General features: G+C 70.3%; 22 protein-coding genes and 1 pseudogene. 7 read left to right on the forward strand and 16 right to left on the reverse strand.

Features of this window, described 5'->3' with window-relative positions; all coding sequences use genetic code 11:
* Nucleotides 1–135: 135 nt before the first annotated feature.
* The gene (rph, locus tag ACVW19_RS12500) at nucleotides 136–873 is read right to left on the reverse strand and encodes a ribonuclease PH (RefSeq protein WP_457459273.1); all 738 of its coding nucleotides are present in this window, start codon (nucleotides 871–873) and stop codon (nucleotides 136–138) included.
* Between the two features lie 123 nt (nucleotides 874–996).
* Entirely contained in the window at nucleotides 997–1,230 is a 234-nt protein-coding gene (locus ACVW19_RS12505; protein WP_457459275.1) for a glucose PTS transporter subunit EIIB, read from the reverse strand.
* A 544-nt stretch (nucleotides 1,231–1,774) separates the two neighbouring features.
* On the opposite strand from ACVW19_RS12505, the gene ACVW19_RS12510 reads away from it, so the two are divergent.
* Complete coding sequence (locus ACVW19_RS12510) at nucleotides 1,775–3,025, forward strand: PTS transporter subunit EIIC (RefSeq protein WP_457459277.1); 1,251 nt, start codon at nucleotides 1,775–1,777, stop codon at nucleotides 3,023–3,025.
* A 104-nt stretch (nucleotides 3,026–3,129) separates the two neighbouring features.
* Here ACVW19_RS12510 and ACVW19_RS12515 read toward each other — a convergent pair whose 3' ends face one another.
* Nucleotides 3,130–3,879, reverse strand: coding sequence for an MBL fold metallo-hydrolase (locus ACVW19_RS12515; protein ID WP_457459279.1), 750 nt, complete (start codon nucleotides 3,877–3,879; stop codon nucleotides 3,130–3,132).
* A 219-nt stretch (nucleotides 3,880–4,098) separates the two neighbouring features.
* Here ACVW19_RS12515 and ACVW19_RS12520 point away from each other — a divergent pair, with 219 nt between their 5' ends.
* A complete protein-coding gene (locus ACVW19_RS12520) occupies nucleotides 4,099–4,602 on the forward strand; it encodes a type II toxin-antitoxin system PemK/MazF family toxin (RefSeq protein WP_457459281.1) in 504 nt (167 codons plus the stop codon).
* A 139-nt stretch (nucleotides 4,603–4,741) separates the two neighbouring features.
* Here ACVW19_RS12520 and ACVW19_RS12525 read toward each other — a convergent pair whose 3' ends face one another.
* The 7 genes from ACVW19_RS12525 to clpS form a co-directional block, all read right to left on the reverse strand.
* A complete protein-coding gene (locus ACVW19_RS12525) occupies nucleotides 4,742–5,692 on the reverse strand; it encodes a PLP-dependent cysteine synthase family protein (RefSeq protein WP_109378356.1) in 951 nt (316 codons plus the stop codon).
* Nucleotides 5,693–5,698: 6 nt separating this feature from the next.
* The gene (locus ACVW19_RS12530; RefSeq protein ID WP_457459284.1) at nucleotides 5,699–5,986 is read right to left on the reverse strand and encodes a MoaD/ThiS family protein; all 288 of its coding nucleotides are present in this window, start codon (nucleotides 5,984–5,986) and stop codon (nucleotides 5,699–5,701) included.
* Between the two features lie 122 nt (nucleotides 5,987–6,108).
* On the reverse strand, nucleotides 6,109–6,204 hold the full coding sequence (locus tag ACVW19_RS12535; RefSeq protein ID WP_323056066.1) for a putative leader peptide: 96 nt from the start codon (nucleotides 6,202–6,204) through the stop codon (nucleotides 6,109–6,111).
* A 96-nt stretch (nucleotides 6,205–6,300) separates the two neighbouring features.
* Nucleotides 6,301–6,723 carry a Mov34/MPN/PAD-1 family protein gene (locus ACVW19_RS12540; protein WP_457459286.1) on the reverse strand — a complete coding sequence of 141 codons (423 nt, stop codon included), beginning with the start codon at nucleotides 6,721–6,723 and terminating at the stop codon, nucleotides 6,301–6,303.
* Between the two features lie 186 nt (nucleotides 6,724–6,909).
* On the reverse strand, nucleotides 6,910–8,337 hold the full coding sequence (locus tag ACVW19_RS12545; RefSeq protein ID WP_457459288.1) for an amino acid permease: 1,428 nt from the start codon (nucleotides 8,335–8,337) through the stop codon (nucleotides 6,910–6,912).
* 447 nt (nucleotides 8,338–8,784) lie between these two features.
* The gene (locus ACVW19_RS12550; protein WP_457459290.1) at nucleotides 8,785–9,387 is read right to left on the reverse strand and encodes a DUF2017 domain-containing protein; all 603 of its coding nucleotides are present in this window, start codon (nucleotides 9,385–9,387) and stop codon (nucleotides 8,785–8,787) included.
* Between the two features lie 56 nt (nucleotides 9,388–9,443).
* Nucleotides 9,444–9,761: an ATP-dependent Clp protease adapter ClpS gene (clpS, locus tag ACVW19_RS12555; RefSeq protein ID WP_361448956.1), complete on the reverse strand. Its 318-nt coding sequence runs from the start codon at nucleotides 9,759–9,761 to the stop codon at nucleotides 9,444–9,446.
* Between the two features lie 166 nt (nucleotides 9,762–9,927).
* Between clpS and ACVW19_RS12560 the strand changes: the two genes are divergently transcribed.
* Together ACVW19_RS12560 and ACVW19_RS12565 are read left to right on the forward strand one after the other, a co-directional pair.
* The gene (locus ACVW19_RS12560) at nucleotides 9,928–11,280 is read left to right on the forward strand and encodes a nicotinate phosphoribosyltransferase (protein WP_457459292.1); all 1,353 of its coding nucleotides are present in this window, start codon (nucleotides 9,928–9,930) and stop codon (nucleotides 11,278–11,280) included.
* A gap of 206 nt (nucleotides 11,281–11,486) precedes the next feature.
* Nucleotides 11,487–12,074, forward strand: a complete 588-nt coding sequence (locus tag ACVW19_RS12565; RefSeq protein ID WP_457459293.1) for a nicotinamidase — start codon at nucleotides 11,487–11,489, stop codon at nucleotides 12,072–12,074.
* A 171-nt stretch (nucleotides 12,075–12,245) separates the two neighbouring features.
* On the opposite strand, the gene ACVW19_RS12570 is transcribed toward ACVW19_RS12565, so the two are convergent.
* Nucleotides 12,246–12,590, reverse strand: coding sequence for a hypothetical protein (locus tag ACVW19_RS12570; protein WP_457459294.1), 345 nt, complete (start codon nucleotides 12,588–12,590; stop codon nucleotides 12,246–12,248).
* Nucleotides 12,591–12,713: 123 nt separating this feature from the next.
* Nucleotides 12,714–15,074, reverse strand: a complete 2,361-nt coding sequence (locus ACVW19_RS12575) for an immune inhibitor A domain-containing protein (RefSeq protein WP_457459296.1) — start codon at nucleotides 15,072–15,074, stop codon at nucleotides 12,714–12,716.
* Between the two features lie 361 nt (nucleotides 15,075–15,435).
* Between ACVW19_RS12575 and ACVW19_RS12580 the strand changes: the two genes are divergently transcribed.
* Nucleotides 15,436–15,729, forward strand: coding sequence for a hypothetical protein (locus ACVW19_RS12580; RefSeq protein ID WP_457459299.1), 294 nt, complete (start codon nucleotides 15,436–15,438; stop codon nucleotides 15,727–15,729).
* A 37-nt stretch (nucleotides 15,730–15,766) separates the two neighbouring features.
* On the opposite strand, the gene ACVW19_RS12585 is transcribed toward ACVW19_RS12580, so the two are convergent.
* From ACVW19_RS12585 to ACVW19_RS12595, 3 genes are all read right to left on the reverse strand, one after another.
* On the reverse strand, nucleotides 15,767–16,429 hold the full coding sequence (locus tag ACVW19_RS12585; protein WP_457459301.1) for an RDD family protein: 663 nt from the start codon (nucleotides 16,427–16,429) through the stop codon (nucleotides 15,767–15,769).
* A 103-nt stretch (nucleotides 16,430–16,532) separates the two neighbouring features.
* Entirely contained in the window at nucleotides 16,533–17,945 is a 1,413-nt protein-coding gene (locus ACVW19_RS12590; protein WP_457459302.1) for an RDD family protein, read from the reverse strand.
* A gap of 174 nt (nucleotides 17,946–18,119) precedes the next feature.
* Nucleotides 18,120–19,535: an FAD-binding oxidoreductase gene (locus ACVW19_RS12595; RefSeq protein ID WP_457459304.1), complete on the reverse strand. Its 1,416-nt coding sequence runs from the start codon at nucleotides 19,533–19,535 to the stop codon at nucleotides 18,120–18,122.
* Nucleotides 19,536–19,651: 116 nt separating this feature from the next.
* On the opposite strand from ACVW19_RS12595, the pseudogene ACVW19_RS12600 reads away from it, so the two are divergent.
* A pseudogene (locus tag ACVW19_RS12600) lies at nucleotides 19,652–21,079 on the forward strand (tetratricopeptide repeat protein); the annotation flags it as partial.
* A gap of 466 nt (nucleotides 21,080–21,545) precedes the next feature.
* Here the strand turns inward: ACVW19_RS12600 and hppD are convergent.
* Complete coding sequence (hppD, locus tag ACVW19_RS12605; protein WP_457459306.1) at nucleotides 21,546–22,694, reverse strand: 4-hydroxyphenylpyruvate dioxygenase; 1,149 nt, start codon at nucleotides 22,692–22,694, stop codon at nucleotides 21,546–21,548.
* Between the two features lie 128 nt (nucleotides 22,695–22,822).
* Here hppD and ACVW19_RS12610 point away from each other — a divergent pair, with 128 nt between their 5' ends.
* Nucleotides 22,823–23,323 carry an Lrp/AsnC family transcriptional regulator gene (locus ACVW19_RS12610; RefSeq protein ID WP_181383501.1) on the forward strand — a complete coding sequence of 167 codons (501 nt, stop codon included), beginning with the start codon at nucleotides 22,823–22,825 and terminating at the stop codon, nucleotides 23,321–23,323.
* Nucleotides 23,324–23,340 lie beyond the last annotated feature (17 nt).

Consider the following 23,340-nt stretch of genomic DNA (forward strand, 5'->3'; position numbering starts at 1 on the left):
CGGTTCCTCCTTGTCGGGCCGGGCGGCCCTTGTCGCTTGCCGGGCGCCCGGGTTCGGTCCGTGCGTCCGTACTCCTTCAGACGCGGGGGTGGCCGGCGCGGTTGCCCGCGCCGGCCACGTCCCTTGGTGCGTCTTTTACCTTTCGAGGACGCTGTCGAGCGCGGTCTGCTGCGCGGTGGTCAGGTCTGCGCAGCCGGTGACAGCGAGGTCGAGGAGGGTGTTGAGTTCGGTGCGGTCGAAGGGGGCTGCCTCGGCGGTGCCCTGGACTTCGACGAAGCGGCCGTCGCCGGTGCAGATGACGTTCATGTCGGTGTCGGCGCGTACGTCTTCCTCGTAGCAGAGGTCGAGGAGCGGGACGCCGTCGACGATGCCGACGGAGACGGCGCTGACGGTGCCGGTGAGGGGCTGGCGGCTGGCGCGGATGAGCTTGTTGTTCCTGGACCAGTTGATGGCGTCGGCGAGGGCGACGTAGGCGCCGGTGATGGCGGCGGTGCGGGTGCCGCCGTCGGCCTGGAGGACGTCGCAGTCCAGGACGATGGTGTTCTCGCCGAGTTGCTTGTAGTCGATGACGGCGCGCAGGGACCGGCCGATGAGGCGGCTGATCTCGTGGGTGCGGCCGCCGATGCGGCCGCGGACGGATTCGCGGTCGCCGCGGGTGTTGGTGGCGCGGGGGAGCATCGAGTACTCGGCGGTGACCCAGCCCTCGCCGCTGCCCTTGCGCCAGCGGGGGACGCCTTCGGTGACGGAGGCGGTGCAGAGGACCTTGGTGTCGCCGAAGGAGACGAGGACGGAGCCTTCGGCGTGCTTGCTCCAGCCGCGTTCGATGGTGACCGGGCGGAGTTGATCGGGGGTGCGGCCGTCGATTCGAGACATGGCGTCGAGCCTAGTCCCCTGTGGGAAGGGCCCCTTCCGGGGTGGCGGGCTCGCCGCTGTTCGGAAGGGGCTCTCGGGGGCCGGGGGTTGCCCGATTGCCGGGTTCACCCGGTTCACCCGGTGTCACATCATGTCTTCGATCTCGGCCGCGATCGGGTCGGCGTCGGTGCCGATGACGACCTGGATGGCACTGCCCATCTTGACGACGCCGTGGGCGCCGGCGGACTTCAGCGCGGCGTCGTCGACCTTGGTGGGGTCGACGACTTCGGTGCGGAGGCGGGTGATGCAGCCCTCGATCTCTTCGATGTTCTCGATGCCGCCGAGCCCGGCAACGATCTTCTCAGCCTTGGTGGCCATGTTCGCTCTCCCTGATCCGAACCGCTTTGTCGCAGTAACCCACAGTTGGCCCATCTTTGCGAGCGGTTGTGCCGTCTGTGCCGAAGGGTGGCGTCACGACAGCGGAACCGTCTCCAACTGGTCTACACCACCGGGAGGGTCGTCGCCAAACCCCCGTCGTGGACGCCTTCCCGCACTCCCGAGCGCTCCCGTTGGAGGGGGCCGACGCGCATGCGGAGTCCGCCGGCGCCGAACCCTCGGCCGGCCCCCTGCGCGAGCGCCGGCACCACTTCCTTCAGGGCCCGCAGAAGACCGGGCCGCAGTCCGCATCTGCCGATCAGGGTGGCGCCGGCGGCCCCCTTAAAGTGGAGCCGGTGGTTCGGGCCCTCGGGCCATGAGTCCGGGGGCCTTTCGGTATGCCCTCGGGGACGGTGCCGACGGGGCCGGGGCGGGCACTGCGCGTAGCGCTCCGGTTGCGGAATCCATGGGTTCCTTATACGGCCTTCATCGTGCTACAACAGGTCTACACCACTGAGTGGTGTAGACCACCACCGATGGAGGAAGTATGAGCACCGCCACCGCATCGGCGGCTCCCGCAAAGAAGCGGGGATCCGGCCTGATCCAAGGCTTGCAGAAGGTGGGTCGCAGTCTCCAGCTCCCGATCGCCGTGCTGCCGGCGGCGGGCATCCTGCTGCGGCTCGGCCAGCCCGACGTGTTCGGCGCCGACGGTCTCGGCTGGGACAAGGTCGCGGCCGTGTTCGCCACCGCCGGTGGCGCGATCTTCGACAACCTGCCGATGCTGTTCTGCATCGGTGTGGCCATCGGTTTCGCCAAGAAGGCCGACGGCTCCACGGCGCTCGCCGCCCTGGTCGGCTTCCTGGTCTACAGCAACGTCCTGAAGGCGTTCCCCGTCACCGAGGCGAAGGTGCAGGCCGGCGAGGACATAGCCGCGACCTACAACAACCCCGGTGTGCTCGGCGGCATCCTGATGGGTCTGCTGGCGGCGGTGCTCTGGCAGCGCTACCACCGCAAGAAGCTGGTGGACTGGCTCGGCTTCTTCAACGGCCGCCGTCTCGTTCCGATCATCATGGCGTTCGTCGGTACCGCGATGGGCGTCTTCTTCGGTCTGGTCTGGGAGCCGATCGGTGACGGCATCTCGGCGGTCGGCGAGTGGATCACCGGGCTCGGCGCGGTCGGCGCGGGTCTGTTCGGCCTGATCAACCGCGCGCTGATCCCGATCGGCATGCACCAGTTCGTGAACACCGTCTCCTGGTTCCAGATCGGCGACTTCACCAACGCCGCGGGCGAGGTCGTCCACGGTGACCTGAACCGGTTCTTCGCCGGGGACCCGGACGCCGGGATGTTCATGTCGGGCTTCTTCCCGATCATGATGTTCGGTCTGCCGGCCGCCGCGATCGCCATCGCGCACGCCGCCCGTCCGGAGCGCCGCAAGGCCGTGATGGGCATGATGATCTCCCTCGCCCTGACCTCCTTCGTGACGGGTGTGACCGAGCCGATCGAGTTCGCGTTCATGTTCATCGCCCCGGCGCTGTACGTGATCCACGCGGTGCTCACCGCCCTGTCCATGGCGATCACCTGGGCGCTCGGGGTGCATGCGGGCTTCACCTTCTCGGCGGGCGCCATCGACTACGGGCTCAACTGGAACCTGGCGACCAAGCCATGGCTGATCATCCCGATCGGTCTGGTCTTCGCGGCGATCTACTACACGGTGTTCCGCTTCGCGATCGTCAAGTTCAACCTGCCGACCCCGGGCCGTGAACCCGAGGAGGAGGTCGAGGACACCACGAAGGCGTGAGTGGTCCTCGTCGTCCCCGTACGACAGCGTGACCGGGGCCCCGGAGCCGTCAGGGAAGACGGCTCCGGGGCCCCGGTCGTGCGTGGGCTCGGACGTGCGGGGGCTCAGATCACGTACGTCACGCCGGGCGCGGCCAGTTCCACCGGGCCGTCGTAGACGGCGCGGGCGTCGGCGAGGTTGACCTGGGGGTCGGTCCACGGGGCGATGTGGGTGAGGACCAGCCGGCGGGCGCGGGCGCGGGCCGCCGACTCACCCGCCTCGCGGCCGTTGAGGTGCAGGTCGGGAATGTTCTCCTTGCCGTGGGTGAAGGCGGCCTCGCACAGGAACAGGTCGGTGTCGTGGGCGAGTTCGTCGAGCGCCCGGCACACTCCGGTGTCGCCGGAGTACGTCAGCGACTTCCCTCCGTGCTCGAGACGGATGGCGTACGCCTCCACCGGGTGCGCGACGCGTTCGGTGTGCACGACGAACGGGCCGAGCTCGAAGGTGGAGGGCTTGACCGTGTGGAAGTCGAAGACCTCGCTCATGGAGGAGGCCGAGGGGGTGTCGGCGTAGGCCGTGGTCAGCCGGTGCTCCGTGCCCTCGGGCCCGAAGACCGGGATCGGGTCGCAGGGGCCTCCGTGCCGGTAGTAGCGCGCCACGAAGTACGCGCACATGTCGATGCAGTGGTCGGCGTGCAGATGGCTGAGGAAGATCGCGTCCAGGTCGTAGAGACCGCAGTGGCGCTGCAGCTCGCCCAGGGCACCGTTGCCCATGTCGAGAAGCAGCCGGAAGCCGTCGGCCTCGACGAGGTAGCTCGAGCAGGCCGATTCCGTGGACGGGAACGACCCCGAGCAGCCGACGACGGTGAGCTTCATGAAGCAGAAACCTCCGCTGGCGGGGTGATGAAAACGGGGGTCGTGCGGTTCGTCGAGCGTAAGACGCAAAACCTTTGGCCGCTCCTCCGCCAGGGGCGGTTGTGGGGGAACTCACCTGTGCTGCCACCGGTTCGGATGACCGCGGGTCGCACGAGGTGTGAGAGGGCGCACGCTCACGGTTCACGCCGGTGCCGTCGGGTGCCCGGTACCGTCAGGGTCATGCACACGTCGTGGTGGCTCGCACTCGTCGCGGTGGTACTGCTCGCGCTGGTCGCCACGCTCGTCGACGGCTGGGGCCGGGGTCACCGGCCCCGGTCCGAACGCCGGACCGGCGTACGCCGGATGCGGGCGGCGACGGCGGCCACGACCGTGGCGACGGCGGACGCGGATACGGGCGGCGGTCCGCGGCCCGCGGAGATCTGGTGGGCCGACGTGCCCTACGAGGAGGGGCCGGCGGCGGGGGCCGGGGTGTCGAAGGACCGGCCGTGTCTGGTGCTGGCGGTGCGCGGGGAGCGGGCGACCGTCGCGAAGATCACGACGCGCTTCCGGGAGGGGCGCGGCGAGGTGATCCCGCTGCCCGTGGGGGCCGTGGGGGATGCCCGGGGGCGGGCGAGCTTCCTGGAGACGGAGGAGTTGCGCGAGGTGCCGGTGCGGGGGTTCCGGCGCCGGGTGGGGGTCGTCGACCGGGCGCTGTGGGAGCGGGTACGGCATCTGGCCCGGTGACCTCGTGGCGGCGGGAGGCCAAGAGCGCCGAAGACCCCGGAACCCGAAGACCCCGGAATCCCCGGAACCCCCGGAACCCCCGGAAACACAGAAGGGGCCGGAGTGGATCTCCGGCCCCTTCGTGCTGTCCTCGTGCGGGTCACGCCCAGAGCTGGCCCTGGAGCGTGTCGATGGCTTCCTCCGTCGTGGCGGCGGTGTAGACGCCGGTCGACAGGTACTTCCAGCCACCGTCGGCGACGACGAAGGCGACGTCGGCGGACTCCCCCGCCTTGAGCGCCTTGTTCGCCACGCCGATCGCGGCGTGCAGGGCGGCGCCGGTGGAGACACCGGCGAAGATGCCTTCCTGCTGGAGGAGTTCACGGGTGCGGGTGACCGCGTCGGCGGAGCCGACCGAGAAGCGGGTGGTGAGGACGGAGGCGTCGTACAGCTCGGGGACGAAGCCCTCGTCGAGGTTGCGCAGTCCGTAGACCAGGTCGTCGTAGCGTGGTTCGGCGGCGACGATCTTCACGTCCGGCTTGTGCTCGCGCAGGTAGCGGCCGACGCCCATGAGGGTGCCGGTGGTACCGAGGCCGGCCACGAAGTGGGTGATCGAGGGGAGGTCGGCGAGGATCTCCGGGCCGGTCGTCGCGTAGTGGGCGCCGGCGTTGTCGGGGTTGCCGTACTGGTAGAGCATCACCCAGTCCGGGTGTTCGGCGGAGATCTCCTTGGCCACCCGTACGGCGGTGTTGGAGCCGCCCGCGGCCGGGGAGGAGATGATCTCCGCACCCCACATGGCGAGGAGTTCCCGGCGTTCCTGGGAGGTGTTCTCGGGCATCACGCACACCATGCGGTAGCCCTTGAGCTTGGCGGCCATCGCCAGGGAGATGCCGGTGTTGCCGGACGTCGGCTCCAGGATGGTGCAGCCCGGGGTGAGCCGGCCGTCCTTCTCCGCCTGCTCGATCATGAAAAGGGCCGGGCGGTCCTTGATCGAGCCGGTCGGGTTGCGGTCCTCGAGCTTCGCCCAGATACGGACGTCGGCGGACGGCGACAGCCGCGGCAGGCCCACCAGGGGGGTGTTGCCCACCGCGGCCAGCGGCGAGTCGTAACGCATCCGGGATCAGGCCGCACCGCCGGCCACGGCCGGCAGGATCGTGACGCTGTCGCCGTCGGACAGCTTGGTGTTGATGCCGTCCAGGAAGCGGACGTCCTCGTCGTTGAGGTACACGTTGACGAAGCGGCGCAGCTGGTCACCGTTGGCGTCGTCGACGAGGCGGGCCCTGATGCCCGGGTGCCGGGTCTCGAGGTCGGCGAAGAGATCGGTGAGGGTCTCCCCGGTGCCCTCCACCGCCTTCTGACCGTCGGTGTACTGGCGGAGGATGGTCGGGATGCGGACCTCGATGGCCATGGCAGGGGGCTCCTGTCGGTATGTCGTCTGGTCGGTGGGCGCGCGGCGGCGCGGGAGGTGCGCAGGCGTGCTGCGCGGTGGGGCCGCCGGGGCTCACGGGCCGTACGGCGGGAAGCTCGGTGTCAACAGATGGCACTGGCGAGTCTGCACAGGTCGACGTGCAGCCGCGCCACGAGCAGCTTGCCCGGCGTCTTGTCGCTCACGTCGTGGAGAACCATGAGCTCATCGTATCGATTCCCGGTGACGGGAACCGAATGCCGTCTCATACTTCGGATGACTGACGACCGGGATGCGGGAACGCGCAGATCGGTGCGTCAGTACGCCTCGACCACCTTGACCTCTTCCTCCGTGACTCCGCCGTCCACGATGCGGAACGAGCGGAACTGGAACTCGCCGAGGCCGTCGAGGTCGGCGGTGGAGACCAGGACGTAGTGGGCGCCGGGCTCACTGGCCAGGTCGATGTCGGTGCGGGAGGGGTGGGCCTCGGTCGCGGTGTGCGAGTGGTAGACGATCACCGGTTCCTCGTCGTTGTCGTCCATCTCGCGGTACAGCTTGAGCAGGTCCTTCGAGTCGAACTCGTAGAACGTGGGCGAGCGGGCCGCGTTCAGCATGGGGATGAAGCGCTCGGGGCGGCCGGAGCCCACGGGGCCCGCCACCACACCGCACGCCTCGTCGGGGTGGTCCTTGCGCGCGTGGGCGACGATCTGGTCGTACAGGGCCTGGGTGATGGTCAGCATGGGGCTCAGGATAAGCAGAGGGCCGTCCCGTACCGAGGGGTGGTACGGGACGGCCCGGATGCCGGACGTCGGGACACCGGACGCCTTGGACGGCGGTCGTGCGGGAGTGCCACGAGTACTCCCGCACGACGGGTACGGCCACCCGGCAGGACCCCACGGCCGGTGCTCCCGCACGGCCGGTAGGGGCTAGCCGCCGATCTTCTCGAACTCCGGCTCGCGGCCCTGGGTGATGCGCGGGTTGCGGTTCTTGAGGACCACCCAGCCGACCCCCAGGACGAGGGCCCAGCCGGCCATCACGTAGAGACAGATCCTGGCTTCCGCGTCGATCGCGATGAGGGCGGTGACGAAGAGCAGGAACACGATGGCGATGTAGGAGCACACCGAGCCGCCGGGCGCCGGGAAGGAGGAGGCGGGCAGCCTGCCCGCGACCACCTGGCGGCGGTAGAGGATGTGGCTGATCAGGATCATCAGCCAGGTCCAGATGCCGGCCGCCGTGGCGATGGAGGTGACGTAGCCGAAGGCCTTCTCCGGGACGACGTAGTTCAGGACGACGCCGATGCCCATGAAGACCACCGAGGTGGCGATGCCGAGCGCCGGGGTCTTGCTGGAGGACAGCCGCTGGAAGATCCGCGGGGCCTCGCCGTTGTCCGCGAGGCTGCGCAGCATGCGGCCCGTGGAGTACATCCCGGAGTTGCAGGAGGACAGGGCGGCGGTCAGGACGACGAAGTTGACGATGCCGGCGCCGGCCGGGATGCCGATCTGGGCGAAGGCCGCGACGAAGGGGCTGACCCCCGGCCCGAACTCGGTCCACTTGACCACGCACAGGATGACGGTGAGGGCACCGACGTAGAACAGGGCGATGCGCCAGGGCAGGGTGTTGATCGCCTTGGGGAGGGTCTTCTCCGGGTTCTTGGACTCGCCGGCCGTGACGCCGACGATTTCGACGGCGAGGTAGGCGAACATGACGCCCTGGAGGGTCATCAGGGACGACCCGATGCCCTTGGGGAAGAAGCCGTCGAAGGCCCAGAGGTTGGACACCGCGGCGGTGTCCCCGGCGGCGCTGAAGCCGAAGGTGAGCACGCCGAGCCCGATCACGATCATGCCGATGATGGCGGTGACCTTGACCATCGAGAACCAGAACTCGATCTCGCCGAACATCTTCACCGAGATGAGGTTGGCCCCGAAGAGGACGAGCAGGAAGACCAGGGCGGTGACCCACTGCGGGATCTGTGGGAACCAGTAGTTGACGTAGATCGCGGCGGCCGTGAGTTCGGCCATACCGATGACGATCCACATCAGCCAGTACGTCCAGCCGGTGAAGTAGCCGAAGAACGGGCCGAGGAACTCCCGCGAGTACTCGGCGAAGGAACCCGAGACCGGGCGGTAGAGCAGGAGCTCGCCGAGCGCCCGCATGATGAAGAAGATGATCACGCCGGCGAGGCCGTACATGACGATCAGGCTGGGTCCGGCCTTGGCGATGTTCGCTCCGGCCCCCAGGAAGAGGCCGACGCCGATGGCGCCGCCGATCGCGATCATCTGGACTTGCCGGCTGTTGAGTCCGCGCTCATACCCCTCGCCGGATACGGACTCCGTGTCGACCTGCGGTGAGGCCATGTGTCATGCGCCTTTCTCCATGCCGATCCGGGCCGCTGGTGGACCCCGGATCGGGTCTCGGTCCCCCCCGGACTGATGGAGCTGAGCGGGTCCGCTCATACCTGGCCGGCGGTTGCCGACTCGTGGCTCACCCGACGAACGTATGAGTGGCGTTCACCTGGTGGTCGTGCAGATTTATCACGGTCGCAACACTGATCAGCAGCCGTTTGTGACGCACACCACAGGAAGAAGCGGGCGAAGGTCACCTGAGGGGCACATAGGAGGCGAAAGCCTTGACAGGATCGCCACGCGGGCTTGAGTGTTCTTTGAGCGAACACGTCAGCGGACTTTTCCGAACATACCGACCAGTTGCACGGCATGGGCGGCGCCGCTCCGCCGAAAGTGTGGCGCCGCACCGCGACAGGCGGCGGCGCGGCCCCGCGGCGGGCGGCGGCGGGCGTGGCGCGCCTACGGCATGAGGGTCGTGACGAGGGTTTCCTGGAGGCCGCCGAGCCACAGGTACGCCATCACCATGGGCTTGCGCGGATCCTCGTCCGGGAGGCGGAAGAGGAGGTCGGCGTCGTCCTCGTCGTCGATCTCCAGCCGGGAGCCGATCGCCAGGCGCAGGTCGTTCAGCGCGCCGAGCCACTGCCGGGACTCCCCGGCCGAGAGCTTCAGCACCGCCCCGCCCTCACCGGCCGCGGTGAGCTCGTCCAGGGAGCGGATCACCGCGAGGGCGTTGTCGCGCTTGCCGGCCCGCAGGTCGTTCTCGGTGAAGCGGCGGAACTCCGCGGAGTGCGCCCGCTGCTCCTCGGTGTCCTTGGAGGAGGCGGGCTCCTCGGGGTCGCCGTAGGCGTCCGGGAAGAGTCGGCGCAGCACCGGGTCGGTGGGCGGCTCGCTCGGGCCCTCGGCGAAGAGTCCGGCGAGCGGGTCGTCGGGGGCGTCCTCGGCCGGGCCGGGGCCGATGAGCTCCATGAGCTGCACGGCCAGGGAGCGGATGATGGAGATCTCGACGTCGTCGAGGGCGACGGCCGCGCCGCCGCCGGGGAGCGGTTCGAAGTGTCCTGGCATGGAGGCGATTCGCTACTTCCGGTCACGCGGGCGGGGGCGGGTCATGTCCGGCGGGGTCACTTCCGGTCCTGCTGGAGGGTGGCCCACAGGCCGTAGCCGTGCATGGCCTGGACGTCGCGTTCCATTTCCTCGCGTGTGCCGCTGGAGACGACCGCCCGGCCCTTGTGGTGGACGTCGAGCATGAGCTTGGTGGCCTTGTCCTTGGAGTAGCCGAAGTACGTCTGGAAGACGTACGTCACATAGCTCATGAGGTTGACCGGGTCGTTGTGGACGATGGTGATCCAGGGGACGTCGGGCTCGGGTACGGCGAAGGCCTCTTCCGCCGGCTCGGTGCGTTCGATCTCCAGGGGCGCGGGTGACGTCACAGTGCCCATGCTGCCACCGGAAGGCGTCAGGAGCACAAACCGGCCCGCTCGGGCCGTCGTACGTCCGGGTTTCACCCGGAATTCCCTCCGGGGCCGTACCCGGGGCCGGCTTCGGGCCGGTCCGCGGCGCGGATAGAAATCGTCAGAGTGACGAAATGGGGGTAGCATTCGTCGTATGAACACAGCGGACCTTGGGTTGCCGGTGACTGTTCCGTCGACGGCGCTCTTCACCGACCACTACGAGCTGACGATGCTGCAGGCCGCCCTGAGCGGGGGCACCGCCGACCGGCGCAGCGTGTTCGAGGTCTTCACCCGGCGCCTGCCGGACGGCCGCCGCTACGGCGTGGTGGCCGGCACCGGGCGGGTCCTGGACGCGGTGGAGAACTTCCGTTTCGACGGGGCCGTCCTCGACTTCCTGCGCGAGAAGGACGTCGTCGACGGGCGGACCCTCGACTGGCTGGCCGACTACCGCTTCTCCGGTGACATCTGGGGCTACCCGGAGGGCGAGGTGTACTTCCCGGGCTCGCCGATCATGCGGGTCGAGGGCAGCTTCGCGGAGTGCGTGCTGCTGGAGACCGTGATCCTGTCGATCCTCAACCACGACTCGGCGATCGCCGCGGCGGCCTCCCGGATGGCCTCCGCCGCCGGGGACCGGCCGCTGATCGAGATGGGCGCCCGGCGCACCCACGAGCTGGCCGCGGTGGCCGCCGCCCGGGCCGCGTACCTCGGCGGCTTCACCTCCACCTCGGACCTGGCGGCCGGCTTCCGCTACAACATCCCGACCGTGGGCACCTCCGCGCACGCCTTCACCCTGGTGCACGACAGCGAGCGGGACGCCTTCCGGGCGCAGGTCGACTCCCTCGGCGGCGGTACGACACTGCTGGTGGACACCTACGACGTGGCCGAGGCGGTCCGCGCGGCCGTCGAGGTCGCCGGGCCGCAGCTGGGCGCCGTACGGATCGACTCCGGTGACCTGCTGCTGGTGGCGCACCGGGTGCGGCAGCAGCTGGACGAGCTGGGCGCCACCGGTACGCGGATCCTCGTGACCTCCGACCTGGACGAGTACGCCATCGCCTCCCTGGCCGCCGCGCCGGTGGACGCGTACGGCGTCGGCACCCAGCTGGTGACCGGCTCCGGGCACCCGACGGCCTCCATGGTCTACAAGCTGGTCGCCCGCGCCGAGTCCGCCGACCCGAAGGCACCGCTGGTGCCGGTGGCGAAGAGGTCCACCGGCGGCAAGACCTCCGTCGGCGGCCGCAAGTGGGCCGCGCGACGACTGGACGGGGACGGCGTCGCCGAGGCCGAGGTGGTCGGCACCGGGCAGGTGCCCGACGCGCTGGCCGACCGGCAGCTGCTGGTGGAACTGGTCAAGGGCGGTGAGGTGACCGCGACCGCGCGCGAGCCGCTGGACGTGCTCCGCGAGCGGCACCGGGCGGCCCGCGCCAACCTGCCGCTCTCCGCGACCCAGCTCTCCCGGGGAGAACCCGTCATTCCGACGGAGTACGCGCACGAAGGCTCGGGTAGCTAGAACTGCGTGTCCCGCCGCACGCGCCGTACGCACGGCTCCCCGGCCGGGACCCCGGCCCGTCGTGCCGCACCCCTGTCCGCACCGTTTCGCATTCGATTCCGCGTTCGATTTCGTATTCGATCCGCACCGATTCGCATTCCACGGGCCCGGAGCTTCACCGGCCGGGTCCGCTCCCCACCCGACCCCACAGCCGAAGGACTCCGACCATGCGCCGCGCCTTGATCGTCGTTGACGTGCAGAACGACTTCTGCGAGGGGGGCAGCCTCGCCGTCACCGGTGGTGCCGACGTGGCCGCCGCCATCACCGAGCTGATCGCGCAGGCCCCGGCCGGCTACCGGCATGTGGTGGCCACCCGCGACCACCACATCGCCCCCGGCGACCACTTCGCCGACAACCCCGACTACGTCAGCTCCTGGCCCGCGCACTGCGTCGCCGGGACGGAGGGCGCCGGCTTCCACCCGAGCTTCGCCCCCGTGGTCAGCTCCGGCGCGGTCGACGCCGTCTTCGACAAGGGGGCGTACTCGGCGGCGTACAGCGGCTTCGAGGGGACCGACGAGAACGGCGTGGCGCTGGCCGACTGGCTGCGGGAGCGGCAGATCGACGAGGTGGACGTGGTGGGCATCGCCACCGACCACTGCGTGCGCGCGACCGCGCTGGACGCCGCCCGCGAGGGCTTCCGCACCCAGGTCCTGCTCGACCTCACCGCCGGGGTGGCCGCACAGACCACCGAGCGGGCGCTCGAGGAGCTGCGCGGAGCGGGTGTGGAGCTCTCGGGGAAGCCGGTCGTGCGGTGACGGGACCGCCGGATCAGTGACGGCCCCCGCCCGGACCGACGGAACCACCCGGACCACCCGGACCACCCGGACCACCCGGACCACCCGGACCACCCGGACCGACGGAACCACTCGGACCGCCCGGACCGATGGGACCGCCCGGACCGCCCGGACCGATGGGACCCCGCCGGGTCAGGCGGGGGCCGTGGGGCTCCTGAGCAGTGCCCTGATCGGATGCCACAGCTCCACGGCCGGCGCGGTGCCGGTCAGGACGCCGCTGCCGGGTGCCGTGCGCCATATGAGCCCGTCGGGATGGTGCAGCACCGCGGTGATCTCGTCGGGGGTCGGCGGGGCCGCGTTGCCCCGCAGGTAGACGGCGCGCAGGCCCAGGTTGCGCAGCCTGGTCAGGGCGCGCGCCCGGTTGCCCGCGTGCACGAGGAAGCGCACCGAGCCGGCGGGGCCGGCGGCGGGGCTGGGCAGGTTCAGCGCCACCACCACGGTGCCGTTCGGCAGCTTGCAGAAACCTCCTGCGGCCATGGATGTCATACCCCCGTCGGACCAAGTGTCAATAAGAAAGCCACAGGAGGCACCTAAACACGGATCGGCGGCAACCCGCCAGGGGGTCACCGCCGATCACGCTCTGACCTGCGAAAACGCTATTTACTTCGTCGCGCGGCCCACTTCGAGGTGGATCGTCGAACCGTTTCCGGACTCCTTGACGATCTTGATCTTGGTGTTGGTGTCAGTGATCTGGACACCGCCGGTCGGGTTCGCCTCGTCGTAGTAGGTGTTCGTCCGGTCGTTGAAGACCGGCACCCCCTTCGAGCCGCGGATCTTGGTCGCGACGCCGTTCTTGTGCAGCGTGATGCCGTCCGTGCGGAACGTGCTGAACGGCGCGTCGTACGTCTGGACGCGGTTGCGCATCAGCGTGCCGTCGGACCACTTCAGCGCGGTCGGGTGCGAGTCGACCGGCAGGATCAGGCCCCTGCCCGGGTGGCGGCTGGTGTTGTTGTCGGCCTGGGAGGTGTCCCACTTCCAGATCAACAGGCCGTTCTGGTACGGGAAGTGCTCCACCCAGTCCGGACGGCTGTTCACGAAGCCGAAGTTGTACGGGCCGACCTTCAACGTCTTGTCGTACGACACGTACTGGCGGTTCTCGGCGATGTAGTACTGCGCGTAGTCCTTGGTGAAGGACGCGCCGATGCGGGAGAAGCCCTTCGCCGTCCAGGCGGCGTCCGCGGTCTCCGCGTCGTCCGTGAACAGGGCGGCGCCGTCCGCCGTCACCGAGATCCGGTCGGCGGCGAAGCCCTTCATCGCCAGGCCGCCGTCGGTCTGGTAGCGGAAGCGCAGGTCGATCCGCTGACCGGCGTAGGCGTCCAGCGGGTACGCCAGCGGCTTGTAGCCGTCGACCGTGCCGTGCAGGGCCGGCTTGTCGCTGCCGTCGCGCGGGATCGGCCGGCCGTCCACCGTGCCGTCCAGGGCGGTCCAGTTGGCGCCGCCGTCGGTCGAGACCTCGGCGTAGAGGAAGTCGTAGTCGGACTCGATCTCGTACCAGCCGTCGAGGGTCAGCTCGGCCGACGCCTTGCCGGTGAGGTCCACGGAGCGGGTCAGCGTGTTCCTCAGGTCGTCACCGCTGCCGCTCCACCACTGGGTCTCGCCCTCGGCCGGGACGACGACCTCGGTGGTGACCGCCTTCTCGGGCAGTTCGACCACGAGGGCCTGCTTGTCACGGGTGTTGTACTCGGCGAGGCCCAGCGTGTGCTTCGACTTCGTCGCGGCCTTGGCCGTGTCGTAGTCCAGCCAGCCCATCTGGAGCTTGTCCCAGGCGGTCATGTCGCCGGGCAGGTCACCGATCTCGTTCTTGCCGGTGCCGAGCCAGGAGCCGGAGGACATCAGGGTCCAGAAGCCGGTGGAGTTCTCGCCGCCCGCGGTGTCGTAGTGGTCCGGCAGACCGAGGTCGTGGCCGTACTCGTGGGCGAAGACGCCGAGTCCGCCGTTCTCCGGCTGGATGGTGTAGTCGCCGACCCAGACGCCGGTGTCGCCGATCTGGGTGCCGCCGAGCTTGTTCTGCTCGGGTCCGGTGGCGCCGGCGTCGGTGCCGAAGGCGTACCAGCGGTGGGCCCAGATCGCGTCCTCGCCCTGGGCGCCGCCGCCGGCGGACTCGTCCTCACCGGCGTGCACGATCTGGAAGTGGTCGATGTAGCCGTCGGGCTCGTTGAAGTCGCCGTCGCCGTCGAAGTCGTAGCGGTCCCACTCGTCGTACTCGGCGAGATCGGCCCTGATCTCGGCGCCGGTCCGGCCGGCCGCCTTCTGGTCGTCGACCCAGGCGTTGACGCCGTCCTGCACCACGTACCAGGCGCAGTTGTCGGGAACGCACTCGTTGGAGCCGTAACGGGCCTCGTTGTAGGGGACCTTGACCCAGTCGGAGACCGCGCCCTCGACCGAGTAGCGGCCCGAGGACTGCTTCTCGAAGTACGTCTTGACCGACTCGACACCCTTGCCGGTGCCGAAGTACATGTCCTCGAAGTGCTTCTGGTCGTAGTCCGCCTGCCACGCGGTGGAGTTGTCCACCCTGCGGTCCGGCTCGGCGATCTCGTTGTGCAGCGGGCCGCGGGTACCGCCGTAGCGGCTGTCGATCTTGTCGCCGAACTCGACCAGGATCGTGAAGATCCTGTCGGTCTTCTCACGGCCGAGCTCGACGTACTTGCCGGTGCCCTTCTTGCCCTTGCCCTTGAGTTCGACGACCTTCGAACCGTTCCGGTTCTTGACCGACGCCTGGCCGGATATGACCTGGTTCAGGGCCTCTTCGCGTTGCGCCGTCTGCGTCTTGGAGAGCGGCCCCGCGAGGTCGTGCTCCACGTGGTTGTGCTCCGCCGGGTCCTGTCGGTCCACGGTGGCGGGCCGGTCGGCCCGGTCGGCCGTGTCGGCCTGGGCCACGGTGAACGCAGAGCAGGTGGCGGTGACCGCCGCGAGTGCCACGCCCGTCGCGGCTGCTCTGAACGTCCAGGGTCTACTGGTCACTTGAGATCCCCTCCCGCGTTCGTGCGCGCGAAAGCGGGGTCCGGGTGATGGACGGTCGCGCACACGTGATCAACGCGTGTAGTCAAGTGACCACATTTGACTAAAGGTTCAGCAGAAAAAACAGACCTTGACTTGAACAGGTCAACTGCATTATGCGGAGGGGCGGTTCATCTCGCGGGCATACCCGGCGCGGCTTTGCGGATGGCATGACTCCATGCGCCCCCTGTGCACCGATCCTGTCGGTCAGGCCACGCTTACTGTGCGTTCCGCTCGGGCACTCTCGCGGTTAGAGTCGCTTGGCGGCACACCGTTGAGCCGGTGGAAAGCCCAGGCCGACAGCCCCCCGACTTCCGAGGACACGATGGCCATGCCCCGTCCGACTGTCGCTCAGCTCGCCTACGGTTCGTGCACCGTGGTCTTCTCGACCTTCACCATGCTGCTCTTGTCGCGGACGAGTTCGGGCGTGGGTATCGCGCTCGTCGTCGTCGCGGCACTCGCCCTCGGACTGCTGGTGGCCATGACGGTGCCGCTCTCCGGGCCCGCCCGTCCCGCCCCGGTGACGCGGCCCGCGCCGCAGGAGCCGGTACGGGCGACCGTGCCGTCACCGACAGCCGCGCCGGCCCGTGAGGCGGTGCGGGAGCGGGCTGTTTCCTGACACCGCGCCGGGCCCCGGCCCTGAGGTCGGCCCGGCGTCATCTTGTGCTCACCACGACCGTCTTGGCCGCCTTGTCGTGCAGGCCCTGCTTGTAGGGCCGGTCGAAGAAGCTCCAGCCGCCCGCGATCACGGTCCAGACGCAGGCGCAGCAGAACGCGAACGGCAGCCAGAGCACGGCGGCACGGATCAGTGACGTCTGCGTGGACGGGGTCGCGCCGTCGGACAGGTCGGCCACCCTCAGTTTCAGCCACTTCTTGCCGAGGGTCTGACCCGTGCGGGCCATCATGAACGTGTCGTAGGCGATGTAGAGGACCGCGGCGATGAGGGACTGGGTGAAGGACTTCCCCGCGTTGATCTGGTCGCCGTTCACGTTGTACTCGCTCACCCCGAAGAGCCAGGTGAGCAGCCAGACGACGATGCCCACGAGGATCATGTCGATGATGCGGGCGATGGTGCGCCTGCCGCTGTCGGCGAGCGGCGGCATCCCCGCGAGGGGGTCGGTGGGGCCGGGCCCGTAGGGGCTGCCACCACCGTACGGGCCTTCGCCACCGCCGCCGTACGGGCTTCCGCCGCCCGCGTACGAACCGCCGCCCTCTCCCTGGTGCGGCGGCGGGGGCTGGCTGCCGGGTGGGGGGTGCTTCTTGAACGGGTCGTCGTCCGGCGGCTGCTGACCGGAGTCGGGGGGCGGTTCGGTGCTCATGGCCCGAGTCGACCGCGAACGCCCCGGCATCGCATCCGGCGAGCCGCCGTCCGGAGTACCGGCGCCGGGACGATCCGTCAGAAGAGTTCTGGCCGAAAAAGCCCTATCCCGCGACGAACGTGTGCGCGGCCTTGTCGTGCCAGCACTGCCGCCACGGCTTGTCGAACAGACACCACAGGACGCCCACCACACCGATGACGAGCAGTCCGGGGATGCTGTAGACCAGCCAACGGCGCAGGGCCGCGCCCCACTCCGGCGCCTCGTGCCCCTCGATGTCCCGTACCTCCAGCCCCAGCAGCTTCTTGCCCAGGGTGCGGCCCCATTTGACGGTGGGCAGCACCTCGTAGAGGACACCACCGACCAGGAGGACGGCGAGGACGATGCCGAGGTAGACCGACGTGGTGCCGTCGAGCAGCCACACCGTGACGGTCTCCCCGGACAGTTTGGCCGCGTCGATCTTCGCTCTGATGTGGTCCGCCGCCGCGCTGCCGAGCGGCACGGCGGCCACCGCGGTGACCCCGCCGAGCAGGACCGTGTCCAGCAGCCGCGCGGCCAGCCGCTTGCCGAGCCCCGCGGGCCGGGCCGAGGCCTGGCGCCTGGCGGCGGCCTGGAACACGTCCTCGACCGGCGGCTTCCACGGCGCGGGCGGCCGTTCGTCCCCGTCCGTGAGCCGGTGCACCTGCTGCGCCCAGGAGGACTGCCCCCCACCGGGGCCACTCGACAGCGGCCCGGCTGCCGGGGCCGGAGCGGCGGCAGGGGCGGGAGTCGGGGCGACGGCCTGCGGAGGGACGGCCGGGGCGGCGGCAGCCGAACTCCCGTTCTCCGACTGGGCGGAGGCAGCGCGGGCGGCGCGCGCGGCGGCGGCCTTACCGGCCCCGAAACCGGGCCCCCCGGACGAACCCTTGCGCGGGCCGACGGCGCGGAAGGTCATGGTGCCCTCGTCCGCCGGGGCACCGCCGGAGGACGGGGCGGACCCCGAAGAGGCGGCGGGCGCGGCGGGTGCGGCGGGCGACTTCGCCGTCGGCGGGCGGAACACGGACTCGTTGTCCCCGGGCGTCCCACCGGCGTCCGGACCGGGGGCGTGCGGCACTCTCGGGTCCGCGCCCCAGGAGACCCGGCGGTCCTGGTCGCCGCCGAAGCCCGACTGACGGGAGCGGTCGGCGCCCCAGGCGGAGGCGGGCTCGGGCCGGCTCCCGTGTTGGGAGTCGGCCGGGGAGGGAGCCGGGGACGTGGAAGGGGACGTGGAAGGGGAAAGGGCAGCGGACGGGGACGGTTCGTCGGTCGGGTCCTCGTCGAAGAAGTGCGGGCCGGTCGCCTCGACGGAGGGCACCGCCGGGGCCGTACCGGCGGACGCCGCCGGTGCGAGGGGCGCGCCGCCGCCCTCCGGCGCCGGACGGCTCGTGCCCGGCACCCAGGCGGCACCGTTCCAGTACCGGACGTACCCGGGAATGGACGGGTCCGGGTAATAGCCTTCGCGCGGCGTGTCGTCGCCGGGGGCCGGGGTGGGGGCGCTCATGTCCGTCGTCCCGTATCTGCTCGGGGGTGGGTCGGGGGAACCACATCTATCAGACGGGCGCAAGCACCACCGCCCGTCCGGCCGGACCCACCCCTTTCGGGCACCGATCTGGTACCGCGACGAAAAATCTTTCGTACCGGTGCGGTGGGGAAAGGCGGTGCGGACAGCGGCCGTTCAGAAGAGCTTGCCCGGGTTCAGGAGGTTCAGCGGGTCGAAGGTCTGTTTGACGGCCCGTTGCATCTCCAGGCCCACCGGGCCGATCTCGCGCGCCAGCCACTCCTTCTTCAGGACGCCGACGCCGTGCTCGCCGGTTATGGTGCCGCCGAGTTCCAGGCCGAGGGCCATGATCTCGTCGAAGGACTCGCGGGCGCGGCGCGACTCCTCGGGGTCCTGGGCGTCGAAGCAGACCGTCGGGTGGGTGTTGCCGTCCCCCGCGTGGGCGACGACGCCGATGGTGAGCCGGTACTTCTCGGAGATCCGCTCGACGCCGTCGATGAGTTCGCCGAGCCGGGAGCGGGGCACGCACACGTCGTCGATCATCGTGGTGCCCTTGACCGCCTCCAGCGCGGGCAGGGACAACCGCCGGGCCTTGAGCAGCAGTTCGGACTCGGCGGTGTCCTCGGCCGGTACGACCTGGGTGGCGCCGGCGTCCTCACAGAGCGCGCCGAGGGCGGCGAGGTCGGCGGTGGGGTCGGCGGTGTCGAACGCCGCGAGCAGCAGGGCCTCGGTGCTCTCGGGGAGGCCCATGTGGGTCATGTCGTTGACGGCCTTGACCGTGGTGCGGTCCATGAGTTCGAGGAGCGAGGGGACGTGCCCGCCGGCCATGATGCGGCACACGGCGTCGCAGGCGGCGGCACCGGAGGCGAACTCGGCGGCCAGGACGAGCTGCTCGGGCGGTTTGGGCCGCAGGGCGAGGATCGCGCGCACGACGATGCCGAGGGAGCCCTCGGAACCGACGAACAGGCGGGTCAGGTCGTATCCGGCGACGCCCTTGGCGGTGCGGCGACCGGTGGACATCAGGCGGCCGTCGGCGAGGACCACGTCGAGGCCGAGTACGTACTCGGCGGTGACCCCGTACTTCACGCAGCACAGCCCGCCGGAGGCGGTGCCGATGTTGCCGCCGATGGTGCACGTCTCCCAGCTGGAGGGGTCGGGCGGGTAGTAGAGGCCGTGCTCGCCGACGGCCCGGGAGAGGGTGGCGTTGACGACGCCGGGTTCGACGACGGCGATCCGGTCCACGGGATTGATCTCCAGGATGGCGTCCATCCTGGTCAGGGAGAGCACGATGCATCCGTCGGTCGCGTTGGCGGCGCCGGACAGGCCGGTGCGGGCGCCCTGCGGGACGACCGGGACGCGCAGTGCGGTGGCGGTGCGCATGACGTGCTGGACCTGTTCGACCGTGCGGGGCAGGACGACCACCGCCGGGCTGCCGGCCGGGCAGAAGCTCGCCATGTCGTTGGCGTAGGAGGCCGTGACGTCGGGGTCGGTGAGCACCGCCTCGGGGGGCAGGCCGCCGAGCAGGCGGTCGACGAGGGTGCCGGCCGGCACCGTGTCTTCATCGCGTCGCGCTTCGATACGGCTCATGATCACAGCGTGACACCCGGGGCCATCGGTGTGAACCCCGCGTACGGCACCCGGTGGTAAGCCGTCGTGAGCCGGAGTGTGGTTCGTCGTATTGACAGATGATGTGACGCACAGTGTGCGCCATGGACGACAAGCCACAAGAGACCCGCGAGCGGGACGAGACCCCTGGGCACGGCGGGACCCGTCGGTGGGTGAACCGCCGGATGCTGCTCGGTTCGGTCGCCGGGTGCGCCGTGATCGGCGGGGTGCTGGTGCTGCTGCCGTGGGGGCGCGGGGCGGACGGGCCTGTGGAGCCGGCGCCGGGGGCGCCGGCCCTGGCGGCGGTCGCCAGTGGCGTGCCGGCGTCGCTGCCCGCTCTGGAGAGCCTGATCGCGGAGCGGCAGCGGCATCTGGAGGAGCATCCGCAGGACGCGGAGGGCTGGGCGGTGCTCGGGACGGCCCGGGTGGAGCAGGGACGGCGGCTGGCGGACCCCGCGCACTACCCGCGGGCCGAGAAGGCGCTGCGCACCTCGCTGAAGGTGCGGGCGAAGGACAACGCCGGGGCGCTGCGCGGGATGGCGGTGCTGGCGAACGCGCGCCGCGACTACCCCGCCGCACGCGAGTGGGGCGAGCGGGCGCTGAAGCTGGAGCCGAAGCGGTGGACGACGTATCCGCCGCTGATCGAGGCGTATGCCGGGCTCGGCGACGGCGCTGCGGCGGGCAAGATGCTGGACAGGCTGAAGGCGCTGCGGTCGGGACCGGTCGTGATGGCGCGGGCGGCCGCCCTGTACCGGGACAAGGGCCTGCGGGAGGACGCGGCGGCCCAGCTGTCCGACGCCGCCGCGGCGGCCGGGGAACCGGCCGAGCGGGCCGGCTATCTGGAGCGGGCCGGGCAGCTGGCCTGGGAGCGCGGCGACCGGGAGGACGCGCTGCGGCACTTCCAGGAGGCGCTGCGGGTCGACCCGGACCAGCGGGCGGCGCAGGCCGGGCAGGGCAGGGCGCTGGCCGCGCTCGGGCGGACCACGGAGGCGATCGGCGCCTACCGGGAGGCGCTGGCCCGGCAGCCGCGGCCGGAGTACGCGCTGGAGCTGGGCGAGTTGTACGCGTCGCTGGGGCTGCGGCAGGCGGCCCGGGTGCAGTACGACCTGCTGCGCGAGCGGGTGCGGGCGGCCGCCGCGCACGGGGTCGACGAGGATCTGGTCCTCGGGCGGTTCGAGGCGGACCACGGGAACCCCGGGGCCGCGGTGCGGCTGCTGCGGGCGGAGTGGAGGCGGCAGCCGTCGACGGAGGTGGCCGACGCGCTGGGCTGGGCGCTGCACCGGTCGGGGGAGCACGAGAAGGCGCTGCAGTTCGCGGTGCGGGCGACGGAGGAGACGAAGGGCGGCGGGGTGCGCAGCGCCCTGTACGCGTTCCACCGGGGCATGATCGAGCGGGAGCTGGAGAGGTACGGGCCCGCGCGACGGCACCTGCGGGAGGCGATGACGATCAACCCGTACTTCTCCCCGCTCCGGGTGCCACAGGCCGAGGCGGCGCTGCAGCAGCTGGGCGAACCACCCGTCGGAGACGGACCGCCCGCCTGGGCCGAAAGGGCCAGGGAAGCCGAAGAAGCCAGAAAAGCCGAGGAAGCCGAGAAGGCTGAGGCAGCCTCGGTGGCCGAGGAGGCCGAGAAAGCCGAGGCATCCGAGAAGGCCGGGCAAGCCAAGAAGCTCAAGGAAGCCGAGAAGGCCAGGGAAGCCAAGAGGTCCAAGGAAGCCGAAGAGGCCAGGCAAGCCAAGAAGCTCAAGGAAGCCGAAGAGGCCAGAGAAGCCGAGGAGATCAGGCAAGCCGAAGAAGCCAGGCAGTTCGAAGAAGCCAGGCGAACCGAGGAAGCCAGGCAGTTCGAAGAGGCCAGGCGAACCGAAGAAGCCGAGGAAGCCGAAGAGACCGAGGCGGGCTGAGGCGGGCTGAGGCGGGCTGAGGCGGGCTGAGGCGGGGTCGGCCGGTGGGGCACCGGATGCGGGTGTCCCGCGTGCGGTGCCCCACCGGCCGACCCGACGGTCACAGGTTGCCGCGGCGTTCCTGCTCCCGCTCGATCGCCTCGAACAGGGCCTTGAAGTTGCCCTTGCCGAAGCCCATGGAGCCGTGCCGTTCGATGATCTCGAAGAACACGGTCGGCCGGTCCTGGACCGGCTTGGTGAAGATCTGCAGCAGATAGCCGTCCTCGTCCCGGTCGGCGAGGATCTTCAGCTCGCGCAGGGTCTCCACGGGCACCCGGGTGTCGCCGACCCACTCGCCGAGGGTGTCGTAGTACGAGTCCGGGGTGTCCAGGAACCGCACACCGGCCGCGCGCATCTGCCGGACCGTCTGCACGATGTCGTTGCTGTTGAGCGCGATGTGCTGGACGCCGGCGCCGCCGTAGAACTCCAGGTACTCGTCGATCTGGGACTTCTTCTTGGCGACGGCGGGCTCGTTGATCGGGAACTTGACCTTGAGCGTGCCGTCGGCGACCACCTTCGACATCAGCGCGCTGTACTCGGTGGCGATGTCGTCGCCCACGAACTCCTTCATGTTCGTGAAGCCCATGACCTTGTTGTAGAACGCGACCCACTCGTTCATCCGGCCGAGCTCGACGTTGCCGACGCAGTGGTCGATGGCCTGGAAGGACCGCTGGGCGGGCGGTTCGACGATCGGGTCGGCGGTGACGTAGCCGGGCAGGTAGGGCCCGTCGTAGCCGGTGCGCTCGACCAGGGTGTGCCGGGTCTTGCCGTAGGTGGCGATCGCGGCGAGCACGACGGTGCCGTGCTCGTCCTTCAGTTCGTGCGGCTCGGTGACCGGGCGGGCGCCGTGCTCGACGGCGTAGGCGTACGCGGCACGCGCGTCGGGGACCTCGATGGCCAGGTCGACGACGCCGTCGCCGTGCGCGGCGACGTGCTCGGCGAGGAAGGTGCCCCACTCGGTGGACGGTTTGATCACCGAGGTGAGGACGAACCGGGCGGAGCCGCTCTCCAGGACGTAGCTCGCGGTCTCGCGGCTGCCGTTCTCCGGTCCGGAGTAGGCGACCAGCCGCATGCCGAAAGCGGTGGAGTAGTAGTGCGCCGCCTGCTTGGCGTTGCCCACGGCGAAGACGACCGCGTCCATTCCCTTGACCGGGAAGGGGTCGGCCTGCCGGGCGGTCGGGTCGGGAGCATGGTGTGTGGTCTGCGTCATAGGGGCAGGGTGGTGCAGCCCTGCAAGGTGCGCAATAGTTCGCGTGTCCGCTGGGCAGGATGTCCAGTCGAACGCCCGATCCACCGGGCTTTCTGTACAGGATGACCACCACGCACCGGGAGGCCGCCGTGGCGATCGATCAACTGGACGGCCGGATCATCGTGCTGCTGGCGCGGGAGCCGCGGACGGGGGTGCTGGAGATGTCCCGGCGGCTCGGGGTGGCGCGGGGGACGGTGCAGGCGCGGCTGGACCGGCTTCAGTCGAACGGAGTCATCCGCGGATTCGGCCCCCAGGTGGACCCGGCGGCCCTCGGCTACCCGGTCACGGCGTTCGCGACGCTGGAGATCCGGCAGGGTCAAGGGCCCGATGTCCGGGAGCACTTGGCGAGTGTGCCGGAGGTCCTCGAACTGCACACCACCACCGGCAGCGGGGACATGCTGTGCCGGCTCGTGGCCCGCTCCAACGCCGATCTCCAACGGGTGATCGACCGGGTCGTCGGTTTTGATGGGATCGTCCGGGCCGCCACGGCGATCGTGATGGAGAACCCCGTTCCGCTGCGGATCATCCCCCTGGTGGAGCAGGCGGCGCTCCGCGAGCCGCCGAGGGGCGGCCGGGGCGCACCGGACTGACCGGACGGGCCTGGCCG

This window comes from Streptomyces sp. TE5632 (genome assembly GCF_054061295.1).